The sequence below is a fragment of the Echinicola sp. 20G genome, from assembly GCF_015533855.1.
GTDB lineage: Bacteria > Bacteroidota > Bacteroidia > Cytophagales > Cyclobacteriaceae > Echinicola.
This window is the reverse complement of sequence record NZ_AP024154.1, coordinates 3,830,522-3,855,503: the sequence shown is the minus strand read 5'-3', so window position 1 is coordinate 3,855,503 and position 24,982 is coordinate 3,830,522. Positions and strand designations below refer to the sequence as shown.

Here is a 24,982-nt window from a genome sequence, read left to right as displayed (position 1 = left end):
TATTTCATGTTTGAAGATTATTTACGGAATAATTTCTAAACACTTAATTTCACATCAACGAAATGTGCAATCATTCTTGTTTTATTAATGAATCAATTCGAGGGTAAAATAGTCCAAATACATTCTAGTGGCCAGCTTTCCATTGTGACTGTTGAGTTGCTCGATCGCAATAAAGTCCAATCCATCATCATTGATACCTCGGATACCGCTCCTTATTTGGTTATTGATAACCCCGTGTTCGTCTTGTTTAAAGAAACCGAAGTAGCCATCTCTCCGGAAGAAAATCCTAAAATAAGCCTTCAAAATCGATTTCGAGGAAAAATTACGGCAATAGAAAAAGGTGAGCTATTGGTCAGGTTAAGTATCGAAACTGCAACGGGTAATTTGGTATCCATGATCAGTAAAACGGCATTGACAGACTTGGACCTAGCCATAAACGATTGGGTAACCGCATTGGTCAAACTCAATGAAATTACACTTTCTCCGAGATGAACTGGATACCAATCATACTGACCCTAAAACTCTCACTGATAACAACCTTGATTTTATTTGTTCTGGCCTTGCCTTTGGCCTATTGGCTGAGTGTAACCCAATCTAAAATCAAAGCGATCATTGAAACATTGGTGAGCATGCCATTGGTGCTCCCTCCTACTGTTTTGGGCTTTTACCTGCTACTGGCCTTTAGTCCACAAAACACATTTGGAGCTTGGCTGGACCATTGGTTGGGCTTAAAGTTTGTATTTACTTTTCAGGGGTTAGTATTGGCTTCATGCCTTTATAGCCTGCCTTTTATGGTGCATCCACTACAATCCGGACTGTCTTCACTCCCGTCTTCCATTACAGAAGCAGCGATCATGCTTGGAAAAAGCAAATTCACCATACTCAGAAAAGTGTTATTGCCCAATATCAAACCTTCTGTTTTGACTGCTTTGGTGTTGACTTTTGCCCACACCATGGGAGAGTTTGGCGTGGTATTGATGATTGGGGGCAATATTTCCGGCAAAACAAAAGTGGCCTCCATAGCTGTTTATGATGAAGTAGAAGCCCTAAATTATGGAATGGCCAATCAATATTCTCTCATTTTAATTGGACTTTCCTTTTTAACCTTGCTCATGGTTTATTTATTCAATGGAGGATTTTTTAAACAGTATTTAAAATGATTGACTTAAGGTTAAAAAAAGCGCTTAGATCTGACAATACCGAAATGGTACTAGACCTGGACTTGCAGTTTAAAAAAGGGCAATTCATCACCCTTTATGGCGAATCAGGTTCTGGAAAAACCTCTACTTTGCGGCTTATCAGTGGGCTAATGAAACCTGATAGTGGCCATTTGAGTATTGGACAACAATGCTGGTTTGATAATGAAAAAAAAATCAATTTATCCCCTTCAAAACGTAAAATAGGCTTTGTATTTCAAGATTACGCCCTCTTTCCCAATATGACAGTCAAAGAAAACCTATTCTTTGCCCTGTCTGATAAGGCTGATCAGGGAATCATTGAAGAGTTGATCCAAATTATGGACTTGGGGGATTTACAATACAGAAAACCAGACAGCTTATCCGGTGGTCAGAAACAAAGGGTCGCATTGGCAAGGGCTTTAGTAGGAAAACCAGAGATACTATTGTTGGATGAACCGCTCTCTGCCTTGGATTACAAAATGCGTTACAAACTACAGACATACATTCTAAAAATCCATCAAAAATATAAACTGACCACCATCCTCGTTAGCCATGATATTGGTGAAATCATAAAACTCTCTGATCTGGTTTTTGAATTAGAAAATGGTAAAATTATGCGTCAGGGAAGTCCAGCAGAATTGTTTGGTATTGGCAGTACCAGCGCCAAATTTCAATTTACAGGAGAAATTCTTCAAATTGAACGTGAGGATGTTTTGTTCATCGTAACCCTTTTGGTGGGCAATGACTTGGTCAAAGTAGTTGGTGATAAAGAGGAAGCCAAACAATTCAGTATCGGTGATAAAGTGTTAGTAGGATCAAAAGCCTTCAACCCTATCATCAAGAAAATTTAAATTCTAAAGCACACTATCCATTCTTATCATTCGGTTACACTTTTATCTTTGTATAGTTTTGAACCTTAATGATCTTTGCATGAATATTTCCCAAGATAACCAATCTCCTATTTAAACTCTTTACTCTTGAATGTTACTGATTACCTTCTTTATGTATTGACATTTTTTTAAACTAATCTAGAAATAAGGCAACCTTAAATCACATTTTAGGGTTTATTTCAAACCAAGCTTTACTTCACGCAACACAACTCTACTTTTGAAGACATTTAAGAAACAATTCGGAGGATCTATTAGAAAAAAAGATTTAGAGAAATTTGCATCATCCAATCAATGGGATGGTAATAAGTTCAACAACCTTTCTCTTACCACAATGGGCTTTAGTTTCAAAAAGCTCCCAGAAGTTTTGAAGGACAATTTCTCGAAAAACATCCAGAGAATACCCAAACAGCATCTGCCCATTTTACCGATAGATATCGATCAATATTCTAAATCAAATAAAGAAGCAAGATTTTCTTGGTTTGGTCACTCAGTTTTGCTTTTTCACTTAAATGGCAAGAACATCTTAATTGATCCCATGTTTGGAGAAAATGCTTCCCCCATTGCACCTTTCAAGACCAAGCGTTTTAGTAAAAACACCCTTCAAATCATTGATCAGCTTCCTGCTATTGATGCTATATTGTTAACCCATGATCATTATGACCATATTGATCTGGAAAGTATGCAAAAACTGATTCCAAAGGTGGATAACTGGCTGGTGGCCTTGGGCGTTTCAAGGCATTTGGAAAAATGGGGATTGGAAGCGGAAAAAATCCAAGAAATGGATTGGTGGGATACAGTTGATTTTGAAGGCATCAAAATTACATTTACACCAAGTAGGCACTTTTCAGGTCGGGGTGCCACAGACCGGGCTAAATCGCTTTGGGGAGGCTTTGTTTTCAAAACAGCCACAGAAAGTATTTATCATAGCGGTGATGGTGGATACGACAATCATTTTAAGGAAGTAGGCAAAAAGTACGGCCCTTTTGATTTGATGTTTGTAGAATGCGGCCAATATTATAAGCATTGGCACCAAATCCATTTGTATCCAGAAGAAAGTGTTCAAGCAGCCATAGATGCCAAAGCTAAAAGTGCCATTCCGATCCATTGGGCAGGTTTCTCACTCGCACCACACAGCTGGAAAGATGGTGTGGAAAGATTTACAGCTGAGGCTGAAAACCTAAACCTCAATACCTACACCCCATCTATGGGGGAAACCTTTTCTCTAAACACCCTCCAATCCAATAATTTCTGGTGGAAAGATGTTAAATGATGCATTGATCAAAAAATCAATCATTACATTTGACTAAAACAGTGATTTTCCAGCCTGAACAGGACGATACCTAAAGCCGTAATCACAATGGCTTTTTTTGTTTTTCTTCTAGGGGTATGTCCTTTACTGAGTGTCATATTACATATTAACTACCATAAAACATTATTTCTATATGAGTCAATCTCTTAAGTTTGTTGATTCTGAAAATTCTCTTTTTTTTACCACAACCAAAAAGCGAATTGATGAATATTTTGAAGAAAACAATCTGTCCAGAAAAGCGAATTCCGCAATGGTTTCAAAAACCGTTGTGTACTTAATTTCCTTTATTTCTCTTTACTCATTAATATTGGCAGATGTGCTCCCCCTTTATCTTACTTTAATTTTAGCTGTATGCCTAGGAATGAATATGGCCTTTATAGGCTTTAATATTTGTCATGATGCCTTGCACGGCTCCTATTCTTCCAGGCCAGTTGTTAATAAATCATTGGGCTTTTTATTCAATGTAATTGGTGCCAGCGAGTATGTTTGGCGGATTACCCACAATAAAGTTCACCACACTTATACTAACATTGTTGGTCATGATGGGGATTTGGACGTTGCTCCGGGAATGATCCGCGTGTCTAAGAGAGAAAAAACCAAAAAAGCCTATAAGTACCAACATATTTATGCTTTTCTACTCTATTCACTTTCCTCCCTCTCATGGTTTTTTAGAAAAGATTATCTGAAATTCTTTCAAAAGAACATTGGGGCTCACAGGAACAAGCACCCAAGAAAAGAATATTTTTACCTCTTCTTTTACAAAGCCTTGTATTATACCTTGTTCATCGTTATTCCCATTCTTGTAATGGATATTACCTGGTGGCAGTTCTTGATAGGCTATTTAATGATGAACTTTGCTGAAGGCCTTGCTTTGGCACTTGTCTTCCAATTAGCCCACTTGGTAGAGGAAACAGAAATGCCAGAGCCTGAGTCTAATCAAAACATTACAGAAGCATGGGCAGTCCACCAGATGAAAACTACAGCCAACTTTTCCGTCAATAGTAATTTGGCTACCTTTCTCTGTGGTGGCCTGAATTTTCAGGTAGAACATCATTTGTTCCCAAAAATATGTCATATACATTATCCGGCTATTTCGAAAATTTTACAAAAAACAGCCAGTGAATTTGACGTTCCTTATTTGAGCAACAAAACATTCTTTACTGCCCTACAATCACATTATAGATTCTTGAAGAAACATGGAAAGGCCGCTTAAATAGATCGGTGAAATAATTTTATATTTTTTAATTTCTTGACTAAGGGTAAATGTTTTTTATGGTGTCCTATTATTAAAGGATCATAAAAGCAATTAATTTTAGTTAAGCAATACGGAAAAAGTGAAATACGCTGAAGAAACACAAATTGGCCTAGTGATCGATGACAATGTTTTTGAAGTCACCTTCAAGGAGCACTTCAAGGCTTTGCATGCCTATGCCTGTGTTTTACTAAAAGACGAAGATGAAGCCGAAGAGATTGTCCAGTCAGTCTTTCTCAAGCTTTGGGAAAAACGAGAAAACATTCACATTGACTCCTCACTGAGGGCTTACCTCTATTCCATGGTCTATCGGGATTGTATGAACTTAATCCGACATGAAAAAGTGAAACAGAAACATCAAAATATCACCCTATATGAAGCGCAAAACACTTCACTCCAAAATGACCATGGCCATGAAGATGAACTGATGAGCCTGTTAAAAAAGGCCCTCAAGGACCTACCTGAAAAATGCCGCCAAGTCTTTCTGCTTAGTCGGTATGAATCATTAAAGTATAGTGAAATCGCAGAGAGGATGGGGATTTCTGTCAAAACAGTGGAAACCCATATGGGAAAAGCCTTGAAACATCTGAGAGTAGAGCTGGCTGACTTTCTTCCCATTTTACTATTCCTCTTTATTAATATTTAAGCTTATGGACGACAACAGACTTATAAAATATCTCTTGCAAGAAAGCAACGAAGCAGAGATGCTGGAAGTCGAAAACTGGCTTCATGAGCATCCTGATCATCAAAAGAAGTACGAACAAATTAAGTTCGTTTGGGAAAAAAGCAAAGTAATAAGCCCTGAGAATACCATTGACGAAGATCAAGCTTGGGAAAGATTCTTGGAAAAACGTGCTGCCATCAATGAGGACAATATTGAAACAAAAACAGTCAACTTGGTCTCTTATTTCAGTAAGGCGGCAATTTGGTTGGTGATGCTAACTGCTGGGATATGGGCTTACAGAACCTTTTTGGAGCCAGACAACAGGTTCATGTCCAATGTTCTTATCAACACCCAAGGGCATGCAGTGAGTGATACTTTGTTTGATGGTTCGGTCATTACCGTAAATAAATCTTCTCAATTGGCCTTCGAACAAAGCATTCTGCAAAAAAACAGGAATGCAGAACTGATCAATGGTGAAGCCTTTTTCCAGGTGCACAGAAATGAAAACAGGCCTTTCCATGTCCAAGCAGGTGAAGTGATAATTACCGTTTTGGGTACCGAATTCAACGTCAAAAAGACCATGGATCAAGTTGAGGTTATTTTGGAAAGTGGATCGGTCAGCGTAGAATATGAAAATGAGATAAAGATCCTTAAGCCAGGGGAGACAATGCTGATCAATCCTCAAAAGGGCCTATTCACGACTGCAAAGACCCAGGATGAGCTGTACAGGTATTATGTGGATGATTATTTCACAGCCAAACAAACACCACTCTGGAGGGTGGTGGAAGTGCTCAACCAAGCTTACAATGCCAATATTATCATTCTCAACGAGAACTTGCGAAATTTACCATTAACGACTACCTTCAGAAATGATTCTCTGGAAAATGCTTTAAATGTATTAAAAGAAACTTTTGGGCTGACTATAATCCGAGAACCTGACCAAATCATCATCAAGTAATTTGAGCAAGTAACATGGCTTTAAAAAGGCTAATACTAGGCTGTATGGCCTTTTTATTATTTTTTTTTATCAATAATCAACTTAGCGCCCAAGGCAAGTTGGAAGAGCCAATTTCACTGGATGAAATGAGTGAAAAGCGTATTGCTGATATACTGGAACAAAGTTCAAAGGGCCGTGACTTTTTCTTTTCTTACAATAGCAATTTGGTTCCTGAAGACAGTCTGGTCAGTCTTCCCCCCTATTCCGGACCGATTCGAGGGATGCTGCTCAAACTGTTAGGAGACAAATTTGAATTTATAGAAACACCTGGATACATCGTCATCCGGTATGCCCCTAATAAATTATACCTTGATGAAAGCAACGAAACAGAGCTGGGGAAAAACTGGCTTATTACTGGTCGCGTCAAAGACCTTTCCAGCGATGAACTCATTGCCTTTGCCAGTGTATATGACCAAAGGCTTTTGACCTCAGCAGTAACTGATAAGAATGGTTATTTTGAATTAAAAGTCAAAAACCCCAACCAGTCCTTACTACTGACCATCAGCAAGGAAAATTATAGGGACACTACATTTATGCTTTTACCGGCTTTTGACCTGAATGCCAAAAAGAAAAGGGGCATTTTCGAATATTATGGATCAAATGGAGAAAATGTAGAAGAGACTTTTTTGGGGCGCATGTTCATAGGCTTTAGGCAGAGAATGCAAGGAATCAACCTAGGTGGATTTTTTGCGGAAATGCCTGTTCAGGTTTCCCTGATTCCAAGACTAAGTACTCATGGCTTGATGAACAGCCAAATCATCAACCATGCTTCAATCAATATCTTGGGAGGGTATACCGCTGGAGTCAATGGTGTAGAATTGGGAGGGCTTTTCAACATCAATCAAAAAAATGCCAATTTCATGCAGGCTGCAGGCCTATTCAACTTAGTCGGTGGAAACCAAAAAGGCGTTCAATTGGCTGGACTTTCAAACCGGGTCCTTGGAAATGCCACTGGATTTCAAGCGGCAGGGTTATTTAATATCACAGGGCACTTTAATGGTTTTCAATTGGCAGGTTTATACAATGAGGCTAAGTCAGCCAGAGGCCTTCAAATTTCCGGACTATATAACCATAGCCATGGTGATGCCGGCACTCAAATTTCAGGCCTAACGAATATTGGAAAAAACGTTACAGGTTTCCAACTCGCCGCCTTGCTTAACATAGCGGACAGTAGCGACTACCCCATTGCATTGATCAATATCATTAAAAGTGGAGAAAAAAGCTTTTCAGTAAGTTACGATGAATTGAACATGGCCTCTTTTACGGTAAGAACCGGTGGGACCTATACGTATAGTGTTTTAGGAATAGCCCACTTTCTCAATGACAGGACCTACAATTGGGCAATAGATGCCGGACTTGGACTGCATTTGGTCAATACTAGAGTTTTTGGATTAGATACTGAGTTGGTCAATAGAACTTCTCTAGGGCCTCCGGAGACCACCATTAATGTAGCATCCTTGAAACTTTTGCCAGCTTTAAAATTTCGGCGTCACTTTAAATTGTTTGTAGGCCCTTCCGTTAATTATTTGTTCAGTGAAGATGCTGAAATGATTGATATTCCTGGTTGGGGTATTGGCAAACCTGACTACTCCCATGGGTTAATGGGGGGATATGTAGGTTTAAGTGTTGGATTGCAATTCTTTTTCATTTAAATATTTTTTCACATCCACTCAGGGTAGATACTTTTTTGGGTGTCCTATTATCAAAAGGACAAAAATTATCATTTCTCATGAAAAGAATCTTTATACCCTTCACATTTCTTTTGGCTATTATGACACAAGTAGCCATGGCTCAGGAATCAGAAAAGCCAATCTATACGGTAGCTTACAATCTCGTTCCTGATGGATTTAACTACCCGCTTATTGGTTTTGTAAATCAAGCCAAAGGAAATCACAAGGGAGCACAAATCGGTTTTGTAAATACAAACGGAAAAGACTTTAGTGGCGCTCAAATAAGTTTCCTAAACACTGCTGGTGGTGATGTAGATGGAGCCCAAGTGGGTTTTGTCAATGTAACAGCAGGTGGTTTCAAAGGCAGTCAAATTGGTTTCATCAATACTGCCATCAAAGAATCTTCTGGTGCCCAGATTGGCTTTGTCAATACCACCGTAGAAGAATCGTCCGGTGCACAAATTGGTTTTGTAAACACCGCCGCCAAGTACTTAGATGGTGCTCAGATCGGATTTGTAAACATCAATCCTAAAAAAGTAGATGGCGCACAAATTGGCTTTGTCAATGCCACAAAATCTTTGGGCAGCTTACAGCTGGGCTTTTTAAATTATGCAGATAGTCTTGAGGATAACGGTGTTCCGATTGGTCTTCTATCCATCGTTAGAAAAGGGGGATACAAAGCCATTGAATTTGGCTTTACGGAAATGCACCCTGTAAATGTGGCCTTCAAAATTGGAGTTCCTAGACTTTATACAACTTTCAATGCCTCCTATAATCCTGATCTGAAAGATGAATTTGCGTTGGGAGGTGGTTTTGGTAGTATCATGACTATGGGCAAAGTATTCTATGTAAACCCTGAAGCTATCTTCCAAAATCAAGTAGGCAGCAATAATGATATGTTAAGGCTGAGCCTCAACCTTGGAGTTGCTATAAGTCAAAAAGTCCACTTGGTAGTTGGCCCCAGCTTAACATGGGTTCAATCTGACAAATATTATGAGTATGTGGAGCCGAACTTCTATTTCAGAAGAGAAACATTTGATGAAGATGATGAGCTCTTCCTAGGGATCAATGCAGCTTTAAGGTACAATTTCTCCTACTAAAAACACTTAAAGTAAATAATCATAAATAATTAAAAATCAATTATTTATAAAACACAAAATTAATCAACTTAAAGGATCAGTGAAAGATAATTTCTTTTACTGATCCTTTTTTATTTTTGACTTGGAAAGTAATTCAACAAAAATGGGAATATTAGGATACATACTTCCCTTATCAAAATTTTCATCAAGCCCAAAAAATTGGGCAGCTACACATTCCGAAGAAGGAACAAAGTCCAAATGAGGCAAAGTTGCTCTGTAAACTACGTTGGCAATATACTGGCCTTTTGGGTTGATGCATGTAAAGAAGAACTCTGGCTCTTCTGCTATTGTTGATGGTTTTAGGCCCATCTCCTCCATCATTTCACGCCGAATTCCTTCCTGAGGGTTTTCTCCATGATCCAAACCTCCTCCTGGCAAGTCCCATAATCCATTATCTTCTTTAATTAGCAAAAACCTTCCAGTTTCATCTGTAATTAGGGCTTTGACACTGATCCTATAAAAACACTCAGGTATAGAATTGGACATATAGTTTTCAAATGTTTTATACTTCCCCTAATTAGGTAAAATTAGCTTTACTTCAAAAGTGATTTCCCTTCCAAACCGTACTTTTCTGAATCTATTTGGAGAAAATCAAAAATGGTAGCCACAATATCCAACTGAGTGGGCACTTGGTCATAGCCATATTTAGCTAAGTCCTCCAAAGCTAGTGGAGCATCCTGTTCCAATACGCCTGGATGCTTGGGCTTAATTTCTCTTTTAGTGACATTATCCCCTGCTACAATAACGAAGATATTTCTTTCTTGTAAAGTGATTCCACCGTGCCCTGTTTTGTGTCCTCCATGGTCCGTACTTAATAGTATCAACCATTCCTCTTCACTTCTTGTTGGACGAGCGGCTATCGCATCCATCAAATCACCCACATACCTATCAAACTGAACAATTTCTTCATAATATTGAGGCACATCTTCATAGAAACCATGGTTATGACCTGCAATGTCCACATCACCATAATAAACTACAGTGGCATCCGCAGGTTCATGTTTCAAAAAATCTATGGCAGCCTGGTGAACATAAGCATCTCCATTCTGGGAATATTTTTTCTCTACCCTCAAATCCGTCTTGTCCAAAATAATCCCTACCGGAATCCAAGTGTAGAATGCGGCCGTTTGAGCGTCAGAGCACTGCTCCTTTATTACCGTAAGAAAATCAGGATGGTCTTTAAGCTGGTTATTTTTAAAGCTATTATCGATTACTCCATGCTTTGATTCCCCTACACCCGTAAACAAATTGCTCCAACCTGGTCCACTAATGGTAATCCCATTGTTGATCGCATCATAACTGAAAATAGCCTTTTTGGTCAAAAGATCAAGATTAGGTGTCGGAATACTTCTCAACACCTCTCCTCGCGTCCCATCCGTACCAATAAACAATACTTTCTTTGTTTTCTGCGCATGCGTATTTAAAGAAACTACAAACAAGAGTCCCAATAAGCCCAAAAACCTTTTCATATTTAGTTATAGATTATAATGATTTACTATTTCAACAAATAAAGAATAAGTCTTTTAGAATCGGAAGTCACAGTGAATTTATTTTACAAATATTAATATTTTTTTAACTATTTATAAACATCACATAGCGTTAATTAATAGTAAAAAATTTCAAGCGTAAGTGAACTCTAATTCAAAATAACATTTTACTAATTCTAATTATACCTGCAATAATATTTTTGGTAAATTAAGATTATATCATTTTTTTATATTAAATTATATGTAAACACAAGCATAAAATGCAGTCAAATTTTGAAACAATAGATTTTTTAGCTTTGGATGGTTTCAAATGCAACTTAAAACATTACCTACAAAATCAACCTTCCAAATGCCCTGTTATGCTGGTTCATGGCGCTGGTGTAAGAGCTGATATTTTCTGCCCTCCCACCGAAATGAACCTAGTAGAAACTTTGGCCAAGGAAGGCTATGATGTATGGCTGGAAAATTGGAGAGGGAGTATTGAGTTCCAACCTAATAAATGGGACTTGGATCAAGTGGCTAAATTCGATCATCCTGCCGCTGTAAAAAAAGTATTGGAATTGACAGGAGCATCGGAAATAAAAGTCATTATACACTGTCAAGGAAGCACTAGCTTTATGATTTCGGTAGTTTTGGGATTGGTACCAGAAGTGACCACCATCATCAGCAATGCTGTTTCCTTACACCCTATTGTCCCTAGATTTTCTGTTTTTAAGTCCAGATTTTTGGTACCAATAGTCAGTAGGTTCTTTGAATACATTAGCCCCAAATGGGGCAATGTTGCTCCTGACTTTAAGTCAAAGCTAATGCGCTTGATGGTCTTATTGACCCATCCTGAAAAAGACACCAAGGTGGGAAAATTTGTCAGTTTTACCTATGGATCCGGCTTTCCGGCACTTTGGCTTCTGGAAAACCTGGATGAGAAAACCATGAAATGGATTGAAGAGGAGTTTGCCGAAGTGCCGATTTCCTTTTTCGAACACATTGGCCAGTGCATTAAGCAAGGGGTTTTGGTTCCTAATGAACCCGGGATCAGCACCTACGCACCTCAACATCACCAATTTTCACCAAGGATTGTTTTGTTTGGAGGAATCAGAAACCTTTGCTTTTTGCCTCAAAGCCAACAGGCCACTTTTGATTACCTGGAAAAATGTCAGCCAGGCAAACATAAGTTATACTTGCTGGATGACTATAGCCATCTGGATGTTTTTTTGGGTAAAGCTTCCAATAAAGATGTTTTCCCTCTGATGATCGATGAATTGAACAAAAACTAAATTTTTGAATCATGCCTCCAAAAAGAATCAAACGTTATGCTGGTAAATATGCGCTAGTTGATGGAATTCCGTACCAAATGCCAGTCAATGCCAAAAAATCACCAGCTTTGATGGTCGGTTTTAGCTGTGATTGGGAAAAGGCCAATGCCCTACTACCCGGAGATGAAGTCCATGCACTAAAATTGCCCAATGGACGTGCAGCCCTCTTGATCACCGTGATCAACTACTTGGATACCAGCATTGGAAAATACATCGAATACAGCATAGCCATTGGCTGCACTCATGGAGCCAAGCCTGCCCCTAAAATCCTTAATGCCATGATGATGAAAACCTATGGCACGGGCCAATACATTTTGGATTTGCCCGTAAGCTCTGAAGTTTCTGTAAAAGGAGGCAAAGGAATCTGGGGAATGCCCAAGCATAAAGCAAACTTGGATTTCAAGGTCAGTGAGGAGCAAGTCAGTTCCCAATATGAAAAGGATGGACAGTTTGTGTTCAGGATAGAAATGGATCGTCCAAGTTCGCCTTCTATTAGTCTGAAAATTGGAACCACTAATTATTGCCGATTTAGGAACATGTTGATGGCCTCTTATATTTATTTCAATACCAAAGCAGGGGTAAACCTTTTTGGCAAAGCCAAAGCTAACCTCTATATCGGCGATCATCCCAATGTCTCTTTTTTACGCGATATAGATATTAATCCTGCCCCATTCTTTACGATGTACATGCCTGAAGCCAATGGAGTTTTGGATGACCATTTTGAAAGTTGGTTTATGACCTATGACCAACCACCCTCCCAAATGCCAGAGGGATTAGAGTCGGTAGTTGACCTTGGATTGTCTGAAGACTGGTTGGCGCCTCCCTCCATCACAGATTACCATCAATACAAAATTTAATTCCTAAACTTTCTTGCCATGAGCCCATTAAAACAAACGCTAGTAGACATTAACAACGCCTATATATTTTTCTGTTCCTCCATTTACTTAGGCATGTTTTGGTCATTACATCTTTTTTGGTTTCCCAATTACCCTTCCACTTTGAATTTGGAAAACTATTACGATGCCATCATTCCCCAAACCACCTTGGCCACCAAATTCTTCTTTATTACAATTCCCATTATGGCTGTTGCCATTGTGATCATGCTGATCACTGAATGGAAAACCAAACTCAAATGGGTTCCTATTTTATGGGCACCGGGTCTACTGATACCGGTCGTCATCCAACAGGCATATATTGAGACGATCAACAATGAGTTTATCGATGGTGTCACTGATGAAGCAAGACTTCAAGAGCTCTTACAAGAGTGGATGTATCTCAACGATTTAAGATGGATTATTCTTTCGATTATGTGGGGCGTGACGATGTATTTCTTTATTGCAAAAGCCAAACCCCGCTATTGGAAAAACCAAACCTAAGCTCCTCCTATTAACCTACATCCCACTATGAAAAAGAACCTCACTTTTATTGTTATAGGAATATCAATTATCACAATCATTTCTGGTGTCACTCAAATGATTATGCCGGAAATGGTCCTTAAGATCATTGGTGCAGAAATCAGTGATTCAACTAAACATTTATTTGGCATTGTCGGAATGTTTATGGCCTTGTTCGGAAGTTTAATGGTGCATACAGTTTACCAAACCCATACTTCCAAAACAGCCGTTTTTTGGTGTGCCATGCAAAAACTAGGCGCTTTTATCGCCGTTACAATTGGCGTTTTCAATGGGTTGTTCTCTTGGATGGCCATGGGAGTAGCTGTCTTTGATTTATTTTCGGCTGGCCTGTTTTTGTATTACTTAAAAACCCTACAAAAACCATGAGAACCCTCAGCTACTTTTTCTTTTATACTTATGTGGGGCTTGTGGTCCTTGCTGGTTTTTGGGGGGCTTTTATTTATCCAAGTTGGGATTTTGACTTCTTGTTTTCCATGGATGTGAACCAACTCAATGACTTTAACCGTATCAATCTACTCAGTCAATATCGATTTTTAAGGGCTTTGGAGTTAGGTTTTGGCCTATTTAGCTTGTTTTTCCTTAAGGATATTTTTCAGCATAAAATTTTTAACACCCTCTTTTTACTCATTATGGGAATGGGGATTATGGCTAGGGTATTTTCTTGGTTTTTTGATGGTACACCTGGTTTGTTGACCAAGTTTTTCTTGATCTATGAGGCCATCGGTTGGGGGTTGATATATAAATATACTAAACCTAAGCTTATTAGCCATGTTTACTAGGCCAGGTTCAAATAGCGGTATCAAAAGATCACTGGTGCTGGCCGGCGGTGGCATGAGAGTAGCTTATCAGTCTGGAGTAATCATGGCTTTGGAGGAAGCTGGATTAGAATTTTTTCATGTGGATGGAACATCAGGAGGTATTTTCAATACAGGAATGCTGGCCAGCGGTCTCCAACCTAAATCAATGGCTGAAAATTGGAGAACACTTAAACTGACTCATTTTATATCAGGAAGGAAAGCCAAAAATTACCTGAAGCCATTGAAAATGCAGGGCTATGCCGATGCAGACAATATTAGAAACAAAATTTTTCCACACTTGGGAATAGATATCCGACAGATCCAATCTGGAGCTCATGCCAATGCTACTTTCAACGTTTGTAATTTTTCGCAGAAATCCATTGAAGCTATCCCATGCGCTCACGCAAAAGAAAACCATTTAATTGCCGGAGTCTCCTTGCCCATTTTTATGCCTGCTCTTAAAATAGACAACAATTGGTATTCTGACGCTGTCTGGATCAAAGATGCCAACCTGATGGAGGCAGTAAAACAAGGTGCTGAAGAAATCTGGTTGGTGTGGGCCATTGGCAATGCCCCTACTTACCTTTCTGGTGCATTTTATCAATACGTCCATATGATTGAGATGAGTGCCAATGGTGGATTATTGGAAGAGTATAAACAAATCAAAATGTTTGACCAATTGCATCCCGATAGAAAAGCCACCAAGCTCTTTGTGATCAAATCTCCTATTCCACTGCCCTTGGATCCTGATTTCTTTTTTAATAAGGTCAATGCCCGCGAACTGATCAATATGGGCTATAAACATGCTAAGGAGTACTTGCTGAACAAGAATGACAATGGTGAGAATTTGGATCATACAGCCACTAGCTGCTTGGAACCTTCCAAAACTTTGAGTTTTAGAGGAGTTTATGAAGGAGGGCTGACTTTAGGTACAGACAAAGTCCCAGTTCAATATTTTGTTTATCATCGTTATTCCAAATTCCGTGATCGACAGGAAATTGTGGAAAGTTCCTCAAGTATTGCCATAGAGGGTCATCTAAAGGAAACAGCCTTGTTTGATCATCAAATTTCTATTGAAAAAGAAAACAACATACCTTATCAGGTCATCAAGGGGAGCTTCCTTAAAAACGGAGAAACCCACACTCTAACCACAAAACAAAAACTAAGTGGTCCATGGGAAATTATTTTTGGTTTGGGCTTTAAAAGTATTTCTATTCAAATAATTGATCAGGAAGGAAAAGTAGCCCTTGAAGGGACATTGTACCAGTCTCTATCCAACAGATTAAAATCATGGTACTTTACCAGCTTGACCACTGTCAGTGGATCAGGTACTGGTATCAAAGGAAAACTCAACATGTTCAAAGATTTTGTCGCTTATGGAATTTAGTCGTAAAAAAATGGTCAACTGGTATGACCCCAAACAACTAGCCTTTACCGGAATGAAAACCATCATTTCTGGGATTTTCGGGAATTTTGCAGACAAAAGGGAAATTCAAGCTGCGCTGGACAAAGATAATCCAGACCAATATGACTATTCCGAGAAAGATGAAATCTGGATCGACTATATCTCAGACCTTGGAGATGGTTTTGACGCCACTTACACCATGGCCAGTTTATTGGCCAAAGAAAACCTAGATGTAAATGGTTCTCCTATCAAAAGAGGTGATATTTTGGTCATGGGTGGGGATGAAGTCTACCCCACTCCTGAATTGGAAGAATACCGAAACAGGCTTCAAGGACCTTATCATGCAGCATTTCCAAAGCAAGACAATGATCCTAATCCACCAGACCTGTTTGCCATTCCAGGAAATCATGACTGGTATGATGGATTGACCAACTTTTTGAGGATTTTCTGTCAAAAGAGATCTTTGGGAAACTGGAGAACCCAACAAAGTCGCAGTTATTTTGCTTTAAAACTTCCCCATAATTATTGGCTGATTGCATTGGATATTCAACTCAACTCAGACATTGATTATCCCCAAATTCAGTATTTTCGTGAAATAGCTGAACACCAGATTCAAGCCAATGATAAAATCATTATCGCTACAGCAGAACCCAGCTGGGTTTACCGGTCTTTTGATCAAAAAAATTCCTCTCATAATCGTTTTGAATTCTTTATCAATAATATCCTTTTGGGTAAATCCGATGGTTGCTACAATGGGAAGAATGAAAACATCCAAATCAGTACTATCCTTACCGGCGACCTTCACCATTATGCCCGGTATGAAGAAAAAGATGAAAAAGGACAAATAAGACAGCTGGTCACCGCAGGTGGTGGTGGCGCTTTTATGCACCTCACCCATATTTTAAAAGATAGCATTTCACCTAGAAAAGGAAGTTCAGGCGTTTTGAAAGCCACATTCCCTTCCAAAAATGACTCTAGATCATTGGCATTAAAAAACTTTGTTTTTCCAATCTACAGCCTGACCATGATTGCCTTTTTTGGACTGTTCCATGGACTAACTGCCTTGATGCTTCATAAGGGTCAGGACAGTCCACTGAGCATTTTTGTGAATCCAAATAGTATTAATGACTATTATTTTGATATCCATATTCCGGTCATGGTCATCGTATTTAACCTTATCTTATGGGGTGGAATTATCCTGTTTACAGATAACAGTTCTGGTAATGGAAATTGGAATTACATCGCTGGATTTTTCCATGGATTACTCCATGTGGCGATTTTTTATTTTATGCTCTATATCACATCCATACTGTTCAATTTGATGGATGATAGCTGGCAGTATCTGGTCATTTATTTTAGTATGCTGATCATTATCTCAGGTATTACCAGTGCCATTATTTTTGGGATATACCTTTTTATAAGCGTCAACTTTTTAGATAACCACATTACGGAAGGATCAAGTTCTTTTAGGTATGAAGGCTATAAGAATTTTCTCAGAATCCATATCAATTCAGAAGCATTGACCATCTATCCTTTTGGAGTCAAAGCGGTGGTCAAGGACTGGCAAGAAACAGTTATCGATGCTAATGATAAAGACCAAACCACTTTCAAAGGTAGTCCCATCCAATATGAATTAATTGAAAACCCAATCATTATCCGTCATGAAAAAGCTCTCTAGACCTATAACCGAGTTAAAAAGTCACTACGATGTCATTGTCATTGGTTCTGGCTATGGAGGAAGTATAGCCGCCTCCAGAATGTCCAGATGTGGGCTTTCAGTCTGTTTATTGGAAAAGGGAAAAGAGTTTCTGCCGGGTCAATTCCCAAACACTTTGGCTGAAGCTGCCAAAGAGATGAACTTCAATAAAGGGAAAAAGTCAGCTGACAATAACGGCCTTTATGATTTCACCATAGGCAATGGCATCAGTGTTTTCAAAGGTTGTGGTCTTGGCGGAACTTCATTGGTCAATGCCAATGTCTCCATCAAGCCAGACCCCAGGGTGATGGAAGACCAAGCTTGGCCAGAAGCTCTTCGAAACGACATAAGCTCTTTTCAGGAAGGGTTAGAAAGAGCTTGGGAAATGCTCAAGCCCAACCCCTATCCGGAAAACAAGGATGGCTACCCCCTATTAAATAAAACTCAGGCCATGAGAAAGTCTGCGGACTATATGTCAGAAGACTTTAGGCTACTGGATATCAATGTCAATTTCAAAGACCAAGAAGTTAATCATGTAGGCATCAAACAACCCAAATGCAATAATTGTGGGGATTGTGTTACAGGCTGCAACGTTGGGGCTAAGAATACGACAGCCATGAATTACTTGCCAGATGCCTATAACCACGGGGCAGAAATTTTCACCAATATAGATGTTAGACACATTGAAAGAGCACCAAAAGGCTGGAAGGTATCTTTCTTACTGCTCAATGTGGGCAGGGAAAAATTTGACGCTCCCGAATTATTTGTCTTTGCTGACACGGTTATCATTAGTGCAGGTTCTTTAGGCTCCACAGAAATTCTACTAAGATCTGCTCAAAAAGGGCTGACTCTTTCTTCCCTTATTGGCCAAAAAATGACAGGAAATGGAGATGTGTTGGCCTTTGGATATAATAATGACATGCCCATCAACGGTATTGGCTTAGGTAAAAAAGCCACTGGAGAGATTGCCAAAGTGGGACCTTGTATCACTAGCGTCATAGACATGCGAGAACGGGATGATATGGAAAGTGGAATGACCCTCGAAGAAGGCACGGTCCCAGGTCCTATTAGAGGTATCATGGCAGGCTCCTTGGTGACATTTTCGAGGTTTTTTGGAAATGATACAGACAGGGGCTTTAAAGACTTTTGGAGAGAAAAATGGCGGGAAATAATAAGTATCTTCAAAGGACCGTTTCATGGAGCAGTCAATCATACCCAAATCTATTTGGTGATGACCCATGATGATGCCAGTGGCAAAATGGAACTGGAGGATGATCAACTGATCATCAATTGGGAAGGTGTAGGTAAACAAGATATTTTCAATAAAGTAAACGGAGAATTGCTTTCTGCCACTACCGCTTTGGGCGGAAACAGGGTACCAAATCCCACTTGGAATAAACTGATGGATCATGAACTGGTGACTGTACATCCATTGGGGGGATGTAGTATGGGAGACACTGCTGAGAATGGGGTGGTGGATCATAAGGGACAGGTATTTTCAGGGCCAACAGGAACAGACCTATACGATGGTCTCTACGTCATGGATGGAGCAGTTTTCCCAAGACCAGTAGGCACCAACCCTTTGCTCACCATTAGTGCTTTGGCCGAAAGAAGTTGTAAATTGATAGCTGATTCAATGGGGAAAAATCTCCAATACAGTTTTGAAAATACTTCTATCAAAAAAGGTCAAAATATTGAAACCAAAGGAGTTCAGTTTACCGAAACCATGAAAGGTTACTTTAGCCTAGGAGAAACTAATGACTATGAAAAAGGGTATGAATTAGGGCAAACCAACAGCTCGCCTTTCGAATTCACACTGACTATTCTATCTGAGGATGTGAGCACTTTTGTGAAAGATCAAAACCACTTGGCCGGACTTATGGGAAGTATGATAGCACCAGCTATTTCTCCTAAACCGCTTACGGCTCTGAATGGAACCTTCAACCTCTTCATCGAAGATAAAGCTGATCCCGAAAGAAAGAAAATGATCTATAATTCTACCTTAATAGACCATAAAGGTGAGAAATTTTATTTTGAAGGATACAAGGATGTCTATAATGATAAAGGATTTGACGTCTGGAAAGATACCACAACCCTCTTCATCACTATCAAGAAAGGAGCTGATTCAACAGGAGAAATATTAGGAAAAGGCAAGCTTAAAATTCATCCGGAGGACTTTATGAAGCAACTGACCACCATGAAAGCTGTAAATGTTTCGGGCACTTCAGAGAGCTTAAGTTCTATTTCCGCTTTCGGGAAATTCTTTTCAGGAAATGTATTTGAAACTTATGTGAAAAAGATCAAATAGTCAATCTCCATAACTACTTCACTTGAAAGCCTCTTTTGGTAAAGTAAACTTGGGCGCCCTTTCTGTCTTTGGTTCTACTATTGACCCAATCAGTCGTTTTATCCAAAAGTGATTTGGAATCTTCTGCCATCCTTACTTGGATCATAAGGCTAAGAAAACCGCTCAGTTCTTTGGTTTGCTGCTCATTGAGTATTCTTTTATTTGACAGAGCGTCCGCGCTTACAGTGAGATTAAAGTTTCCCTTTCCTAAAAAACCAAATTCAGAGTGGTAAAGGTATGGAGTTGTTTCAAACTTAAGAAGCAGTGGTTTTGGCAAAAGGCTTTCAGGATTGAGATTGACGGCAAAAGCCTCTGTTGGGTTCAAGGAAGAGTCAAAATACCAAAAACCAGTTGTCCGTTTTGGAAGTACATTCTCTGACGCTATGGACAAACTATCCTCAAAAGGCTTATCCATTTCCTTAAAAGCATATAAACTGTCCAAATTTAGGGCTATAGGATAGAGCCAATTGGTATATAAACTGTCACTAAAGTTCTTGGAAAAATACGACAACAGAACTTTTTCTTCATTGGGATCTAAGTATTCATAATGGGAAACCCTAATACTATCTTTCACTATCAACAAATTAAATTCAGTTTTTGCTAAAGTAGCAGTTTCTACATCAGTAAGGCCCAAATCCATTTCAATGAGTGCATGCAGCATCTCATTATAACTTTTAGCATATTTCAAGGGATGGTCAAACCAATATCCTGTCAAAGTATCGAAAACATTTGCATATTGAATCTGGCTTATTTCTGACCCAAAACTAAGTCCCACTCTCATATTTTGTAGTAACTCAATTTCCTTTTTATCAATCAAACTGTCCTCAGCTATTTGGCTCTTTTGCAGGGAAAAATAATTGAATTTGGCTTTACCATCTTGATAGGGATATTGTTGGAACCTTTCGAGAATTTGAACAATGATCTTCTCATTTTCCTCAGCAAATCCCCTATTGATTGACTGGTTTTGTACCGTATTTTTGAGAGAGTCTATTTTCTTTATTTCCATTCTCAACAAAGAATCAAATAAATAAGCTTCCGAATAGCTTATCCATTCATCCTCCTCTGCTTCTTTCGCAAATTCAATAAATGGGTTGTTATGAAAAACGACTTGTTTGATCTCTTGACCCGTCAAAAGAGAAAAAAGGTTTTTCAAGGTTTCTTCTCCTTGTTTTCTGGCATTTTCCAGAATCTGAGCTTGATAAGCATACATGGTTAACTTATCAATACAGTATTGTTTGACCCTTTTGGCATCATGGAAATTTACCTGACCCTTCTCATCCAGAATCTGAAAACCTGGAATTCCCTTTTCCGGGATAAACCAAGGGTTTATATCCGCATTCAATATTTTAGGGGTCAAACCTATAATATGTACAATTCCCCTGTCCTCATAATAGACAACCGACTCAGGCCCCAGTTCTCCAAAATCAAAACCTGCTTTTACCCATCCTCTGCCGATCATGGTCAATCTCTTTCTGGACTCTTTTCTACTTAAATTCTCATTGAGGTTACTATGATAGTTACTGATAAAAGCTACTTTCAATTCTTCATTAAATGGTTGTTGATTATCAAGACCATTATAAAGTTGAAACATGGTCTTTTCAAGATCCCTGGTTTTCGGTTCCTTATCAGTTGCAGGTTCGAACTCTTGTCTCCACAAAAACTCCATCAGATCATCATACAATGGATCGGCAGCTATTTCATCCAAATACCCTAAATACGCCAACTTTTCCATGATATTTCTACTGTCTACTTCATGCTTGATAATCCTTCTCCAATTATTGATCTTTTCGGATTCCCTATATTCTTCTACCCTATGATCCACAGGTCTTTTTTGATAGTTAGTTAAATTGGTTAAAGCCGCCAGCAAATCAAGCTGTAGGATACCAATTTCTTCTTTGATGTCTTCTGATTTTATCGGATTAAGCCTGGCTTCATCAATGGAAGTAATGACTTCTCCATAATATTCGGCCGTCACAAGCTCGCCAATTTTATTGACTTCAGTAACCATATTGGCTGTGTCTTCTAACTTAAGGCCTCCCCCAAAAATCCCCATAGGGTTCCACCAAAACAATAGAATCACTACTCCTATCACCAATAGGATATCAATAATAAAGCGCCAATTTTTAAATAGTAAACCAATCATGGACTTACAATTTGATCTTGATCCGCCAGTAGATTCACCTGTGGAATTAATAGCTCATCACTTTTAAAGCTGATATAAACCTCCTTATACCCCAAAGAACTCAAAAGTACTTTGAACATCTTTCGTGTATGGTCTTGGGAGGTTTTCACCAACCCCATATATTGAAGGTTGGATCGAATGTCCAATTCAGCCAATCGGAAAAACTCTTCTTGGTCTCGAATATTGATTTTATTTAGAAATGACCTGGTATCAGAGACTAAAGTATCCTCAACAAAACTGGATGGAGGATAAGAAAAGTTGATTACTTCAATTGCTGGAAGTTTCAGTTCAATTTTGTTTCTATCAATTATGATATCCTCTGGGCTAATCTTGCTGAGATCCACTCCAGTCTTGACCGTTGCTTTGGAATAAGCCAAAAACTGCGCTTCACTGATATTGATCAACAACAGTTTCTTGGTTTTTGTGCCAAAGACAACCTTATCAATCACAAACTCAGTAGTGGACAAATCGCTTGCAAGTTGTATTTTGCCCACCACCAATGCTCTTTCATCTCGATTACAAGAGAAAAATATCAGGCAAACACAACAGCAAACATGGCATATGAAACGATATGTAACGGAACCAATCATCCCAATTCCTTTTTGAATTTAAGATAAGCTGCTTCCATTTTCTGATCATACTTATTAACCTTATAACCTCTGCCATTATAGCCATAAGCGAAGGATGCCCAATCATATCCACCTTCATTTCCTTCCGCGATATAATTGATCAAAGCTTTACCTTTCAATTTTTTATATTGGATAAAGGCAAGAAAATCAAGAAAATGGTAGTACTCTGCTTCATGCTGCTTTGCCTCAAATTCTGCTACGTCTTTGTAATTTCTGCTTTTAATATTGTTTTCAAGATTCTCTCCTAAAATCTGGAAAAGCCCCCAAGAGGCTGAATAAACTGCTGCTTTTTCATCTATTGTTTTGGCTAATTCCAAGCGCTTGTACTCTTCTTTCCCTAAACCATAATATTCTCTGGTCCACTTTGGGTAAATGATGCTGGGGTGCTCTTTTTGAAGTTCAGCCAACTCTTCCTCTTTCTTTCCAGCTTTGGACAGCCAATACCAAAATTTATGTCCTTCAAAAAGAATCTTTGCCCTACCATCCTTCAAATGCCCTCTCCCGGAAGATTCCACAGAGATAACAGCTTTTACAATAGGTAGGGTCAATTCAATTTCTTTTTCTGCTTTCAATTCAACCAAGGCTTCTTTGATTTCCTCATCTATCAATAACTTCGCATTGATATTGTCCATGATTTGCACATAGGCAGAACCTATAGCTGTAACAGGGGGTGTTGGAGTAGTATTTAAAGCATTCTTTAGTTGGGTAACTGGCTTGGTTAAATCTGCTGTTTTATTGTTCTCTGCAAACATCTCATCTTCTTCCAAAAAAGCTTGGTCCTCAATGGCCATTGGATCCGAAGTAGGAAAGCTAAAGGTCTCAGTAGTTTTTGTTTCCAGAGGATTACCAGAAGTTTTTTGGCTATTTTCTTCCTCATTATCTTCCGTTGGTTTCTGATTTCCATTCCATCTTTTCTGAAGGTATTTCAAAGACTTGTCGCCAAAATAAAATGCTATCATCATCAAAAATGCTGTTTCAAAAAATTCAAATTGTTTTGCCCTAAGGGCTACCTCAGCGTTGGAAACATAATCAAGGCCATAACTACTGATCAATAAAGAAATTCCACCAATCAGCAATGTAAAGGCAATCATGCCCCGAACTGTTCCAGGAGGAAGACCAAAGGTCTGACTTCGATAAGGATTGTAAAGCGGTTCCACAAGGCCCGGATCATCATGTGTGACACCAAACTCATTCATTTCTTTTGCCCTAAAAATCTTTTCCCACTCCTCATCTGTGATTCCATAGTTGATATTATAAAAGTACACCGACCACACAAAATAGATCATAAACACCGCTAACCAAATCACCGTAATCGATAGTCCGACAATCCGATAAGGATTACCTCCTTCAAAATAGGAAAGTAACCCATACAGATTTCCTCCTATTGCCAATAAAATGGCAAAAATCACGGTTCCCTTGAAAAACACATCATGGTACTTGTTTCGGTATATTCTTCTCTTCTTTTCTGGTGATCTGAAATATTTGACAACCACGCTATACACTACAGCAATTCCGACCAGAAAGACTGCTCCCACCCCTATCCACTGTTGGGTTTCGCCAATGTCTGCTCCCTTTTCATCTTGCTTATCAAGAAGGAAATAAACCAAAACAGCACAAAGTATCACCATTATAAAAATGGTCACTACCCGCAGGATAGCTAGTTTATTTTGTTGAATAAATTTGTTCATATGGTGGTCATTTTGCTTTTTTCAAACCAGTCTTCATCATAAATTTGAATATTGACTTTCTCATTGGACTTCAGTAAACTGCTGATTTTTTTATAGAACCTTTCATAGGCTTGCCTTGACATGGCAACAGATTTGGAGGTACTCGCATTTACCCCATCAGCTATCAAAATGCATCCTTTAGTATCTTCATGGGTATTTCCTACGTGGATGTAAATATTGCTGAAATTGGGTACGTCCTTAATTTCCAAATGATAATCAAACCAAGGCCTGCTATTCCGGTAAGTCAGCGTCTTGGGTGTCTGCTCCTTTAAAAAATCAACAGAATAAAACCCCTCTGGTATTCTGGTTTTTCCATGTACTTTTTCTACTCTAAATGTATCTTCTAAAGTATAGGCAAAGAACTGGTTTCTTAAAAACAACAACCCTAAAGTACTTTCACCATCATCCAAATACCTCAGGATCGTAATGGTTCCGTTTCCTAGCGCTTTACCTTCTATTTGGCCATTATTTAATTGGGTTGCCACGTCGGCTACCTTCTTTTCAAGTTCAATTAGGTTAAGCTCATTGACAGCTTGTTCTTTTGGGATATTTTGACTCAAATTATCAGGAGGTATTTTATCGCTACCAAATGCTTTCTTAACCGCTGAAACACCCTTTTCTCCAAGCATCACGATATAACCAATAAACCCAATAATATAGAGCCATGCCTTATTTAGCAATTCAGGATTCGTCACAAAAATCAAGACTATGACAATTACCAATGCGATGGTTAAAAGTCCAATGAATCGTTTCATTTTAAACAGTTTTGTGGTGTATCTTGGTGTTTGATCGACAAAAACAATATCTAGTATTCTATCTACTTAATTTAGCAAATAAATAACTTATTATCAACAAGATATAAGACGATAAACTATTTTAAAACGG

General features: G+C 38.8%; 23 protein-coding genes. 17 read left to right on the top strand and 6 right to left on the bottom strand.

The genetic code is table 11. The features are described 5' to 3' along the window. Positions 1-87 precede the first annotated feature (87 nt). The 9 genes from JL001_RS15750 to JL001_RS15710 all read left to right on the top strand — a co-directional run bounded on the left by JL001_RS15750 (position 88) and on the right by JL001_RS15710 (position 9,060). On the top strand, positions 88-492 hold the full coding sequence (locus tag JL001_RS15750; protein WP_200977762.1) for a molybdopterin-binding protein: 405 nt from the start codon (positions 88-90) through the stop codon (positions 490-492). After that, positions 489-1,160, top strand: a complete 672-nt coding sequence (modB, locus tag JL001_RS15745) for a molybdate ABC transporter permease subunit (protein WP_200977760.1) — start codon at positions 489-491, stop codon at positions 1,158-1,160. The genes JL001_RS15750 and modB overlap by 4 nt, the downstream gene beginning before the upstream one ends. Continuing rightward, positions 1,157-2,029 carry an ABC transporter ATP-binding protein gene (locus tag JL001_RS15740; RefSeq protein ID WP_200977751.1) on the top strand — a complete coding sequence of 291 codons (873 nt, stop codon included), beginning with the start codon at positions 1,157-1,159 and terminating at the stop codon, positions 2,027-2,029. The genes modB and JL001_RS15740 overlap by 4 nt, the downstream gene beginning before the upstream one ends. Positions 2,030-2,285: 256 nt before the next feature. After that, positions 2,286-3,338, top strand: coding sequence for an MBL fold metallo-hydrolase (locus tag JL001_RS15735; RefSeq protein WP_200977744.1), 1,053 nt, complete (start codon positions 2,286-2,288; stop codon positions 3,336-3,338). A gap of 172 nt (positions 3,339-3,510) precedes the next feature. Beyond that, complete coding sequence (locus JL001_RS15730; protein ID WP_200977742.1) at positions 3,511-4,590, top strand: acyl-CoA desaturase; 1,080 nt, start codon at positions 3,511-3,513, stop codon at positions 4,588-4,590. A gap of 121 nt (positions 4,591-4,711) precedes the next feature. After that, a complete protein-coding gene (locus JL001_RS15725) occupies positions 4,712-5,275 on the top strand; it encodes an RNA polymerase sigma-70 factor (protein ID WP_200977740.1) in 564 nt (187 codons plus the stop codon). Positions 5,276-5,279: 4 nt separating this feature from the next. After that, entirely contained in the window at positions 5,280-6,251 is a 972-nt protein-coding gene (locus tag JL001_RS15720; protein ID WP_200977738.1) for a FecR family protein, read from the top strand. A gap of 44 nt (positions 6,252-6,295) precedes the next feature. Beyond that, the gene (locus JL001_RS15715) at positions 6,296-7,942 is read left to right on the top strand and encodes a hypothetical protein (RefSeq protein ID WP_200977736.1); all 1,647 of its coding nucleotides are present in this window, start codon (positions 6,296-6,298) and stop codon (positions 7,940-7,942) included. Between the two features lie 77 nt (positions 7,943-8,019). Next, positions 8,020-9,060 (top strand): LA_2272 family surface repeat-containing protein, encoded by a 1,041-nt coding sequence (locus JL001_RS15710; protein ID WP_200977735.1) that lies wholly within the window; start codon positions 8,020-8,022, stop codon positions 9,058-9,060. 96 nt (positions 9,061-9,156) lie between these two features. Here the strand turns inward: JL001_RS15710 and JL001_RS15705 are convergent, their stop codons facing one another. Together JL001_RS15705 and JL001_RS15700 are read right to left on the bottom strand one after the other, a co-directional pair. Then, positions 9,157-9,585 (bottom strand): NUDIX hydrolase, encoded by a 429-nt coding sequence (locus JL001_RS15705; RefSeq protein ID WP_200977733.1) that lies wholly within the window; start codon positions 9,583-9,585, stop codon positions 9,157-9,159. Between the two features lie 47 nt (positions 9,586-9,632). Then, a complete protein-coding gene (locus tag JL001_RS15700) occupies positions 9,633-10,568 on the bottom strand; it encodes an alkaline phosphatase family protein (protein ID WP_200977731.1) in 936 nt (311 codons plus the stop codon). A gap of 278 nt (positions 10,569-10,846) precedes the next feature. On the opposite strand from JL001_RS15700, the gene JL001_RS15695 reads away from it, so the two are divergent. From JL001_RS15695 to JL001_RS15660, 8 genes are read left to right on the top strand one after another with little or no spacing between them, the layout of a single operon-like run. Continuing rightward, entirely contained in the window at positions 10,847-11,860 is a 1,014-nt protein-coding gene (locus JL001_RS15695; RefSeq protein ID WP_200977722.1) for an alpha/beta fold hydrolase, read from the top strand. 11 nt (positions 11,861-11,871) lie between these two features. Beyond that, positions 11,872-12,756, top strand: coding sequence for an acetoacetate decarboxylase family protein (locus JL001_RS15690; RefSeq protein ID WP_200977721.1), 885 nt, complete (start codon positions 11,872-11,874; stop codon positions 12,754-12,756). Positions 12,757-12,774: 18 nt separating this feature from the next. Beyond that, the gene (locus JL001_RS15685; protein WP_200977719.1) at positions 12,775-13,275 is read left to right on the top strand and encodes a hypothetical protein; all 501 of its coding nucleotides are present in this window, start codon (positions 12,775-12,777) and stop codon (positions 13,273-13,275) included. 27 nt (positions 13,276-13,302) lie between these two features. Next, positions 13,303-13,680 (top strand): patatin, encoded by a 378-nt coding sequence (locus JL001_RS15680; protein ID WP_200977717.1) that lies wholly within the window; start codon positions 13,303-13,305, stop codon positions 13,678-13,680. After that, the gene (locus JL001_RS15675) at positions 13,677-14,093 is read left to right on the top strand and encodes a DUF4345 family protein (protein WP_200977715.1); all 417 of its coding nucleotides are present in this window, start codon (positions 13,677-13,679) and stop codon (positions 14,091-14,093) included. Before JL001_RS15680 ends, JL001_RS15675 begins: the two co-directional genes overlap by 4 nt. Then, entirely contained in the window at positions 14,083-15,498 is a 1,416-nt protein-coding gene (locus JL001_RS15670; RefSeq protein WP_200977713.1) for a patatin-like phospholipase family protein, read from the top strand. Before JL001_RS15675 ends, JL001_RS15670 begins: the two co-directional genes overlap by 11 nt. Next, entirely contained in the window at positions 15,488-17,194 is a 1,707-nt protein-coding gene (locus tag JL001_RS15665; RefSeq protein ID WP_236252845.1) for a metallophosphoesterase, read from the top strand. Before JL001_RS15670 ends, JL001_RS15665 begins: the two co-directional genes overlap by 11 nt. Next, a complete protein-coding gene (locus JL001_RS15660) occupies positions 17,178-19,520 on the top strand; it encodes a GMC family oxidoreductase (RefSeq protein ID WP_200977706.1) in 2,343 nt (780 codons plus the stop codon). The genes JL001_RS15665 and JL001_RS15660 overlap by 17 nt, the downstream gene beginning before the upstream one ends. Before the next feature lie 13 nt (positions 19,521-19,533). Here the strand turns inward: JL001_RS15660 and JL001_RS15655 are convergent, their stop codons facing one another. Genes JL001_RS15655 through JL001_RS15640 form a run of 4 tightly spaced genes read right to left on the bottom strand, consistent with a single transcriptional unit; the run spans position 19,534 to position 24,852 of the window. Further along, positions 19,534-21,702 (bottom strand): DUF4230 domain-containing protein, encoded by a 2,169-nt coding sequence (locus JL001_RS15655; RefSeq protein ID WP_200977704.1) that lies wholly within the window; start codon positions 21,700-21,702, stop codon positions 19,534-19,536. Continuing rightward, positions 21,699-22,331 (bottom strand): DUF4230 domain-containing protein, encoded by a 633-nt coding sequence (locus tag JL001_RS15650; RefSeq protein WP_200977702.1) that lies wholly within the window; start codon positions 22,329-22,331, stop codon positions 21,699-21,701. The genes JL001_RS15655 and JL001_RS15650 overlap by 4 nt, the downstream gene beginning before the upstream one ends. Further along, positions 22,328-24,058: an N-acetylmuramidase domain-containing protein gene (locus JL001_RS15645; RefSeq protein WP_200977700.1), complete on the bottom strand. Its 1,731-nt coding sequence runs from the start codon at positions 24,056-24,058 to the stop codon at positions 22,328-22,330. The genes JL001_RS15650 and JL001_RS15645 overlap by 4 nt, the downstream gene beginning before the upstream one ends. Then, a complete protein-coding gene (locus JL001_RS15640; protein WP_200977698.1) occupies positions 24,055-24,852 on the bottom strand; it encodes a DUF5675 family protein in 798 nt (265 codons plus the stop codon). The genes JL001_RS15645 and JL001_RS15640 overlap by 4 nt, the downstream gene beginning before the upstream one ends. Between the last annotated feature and the right edge of the window lie 130 nt (positions 24,853-24,982).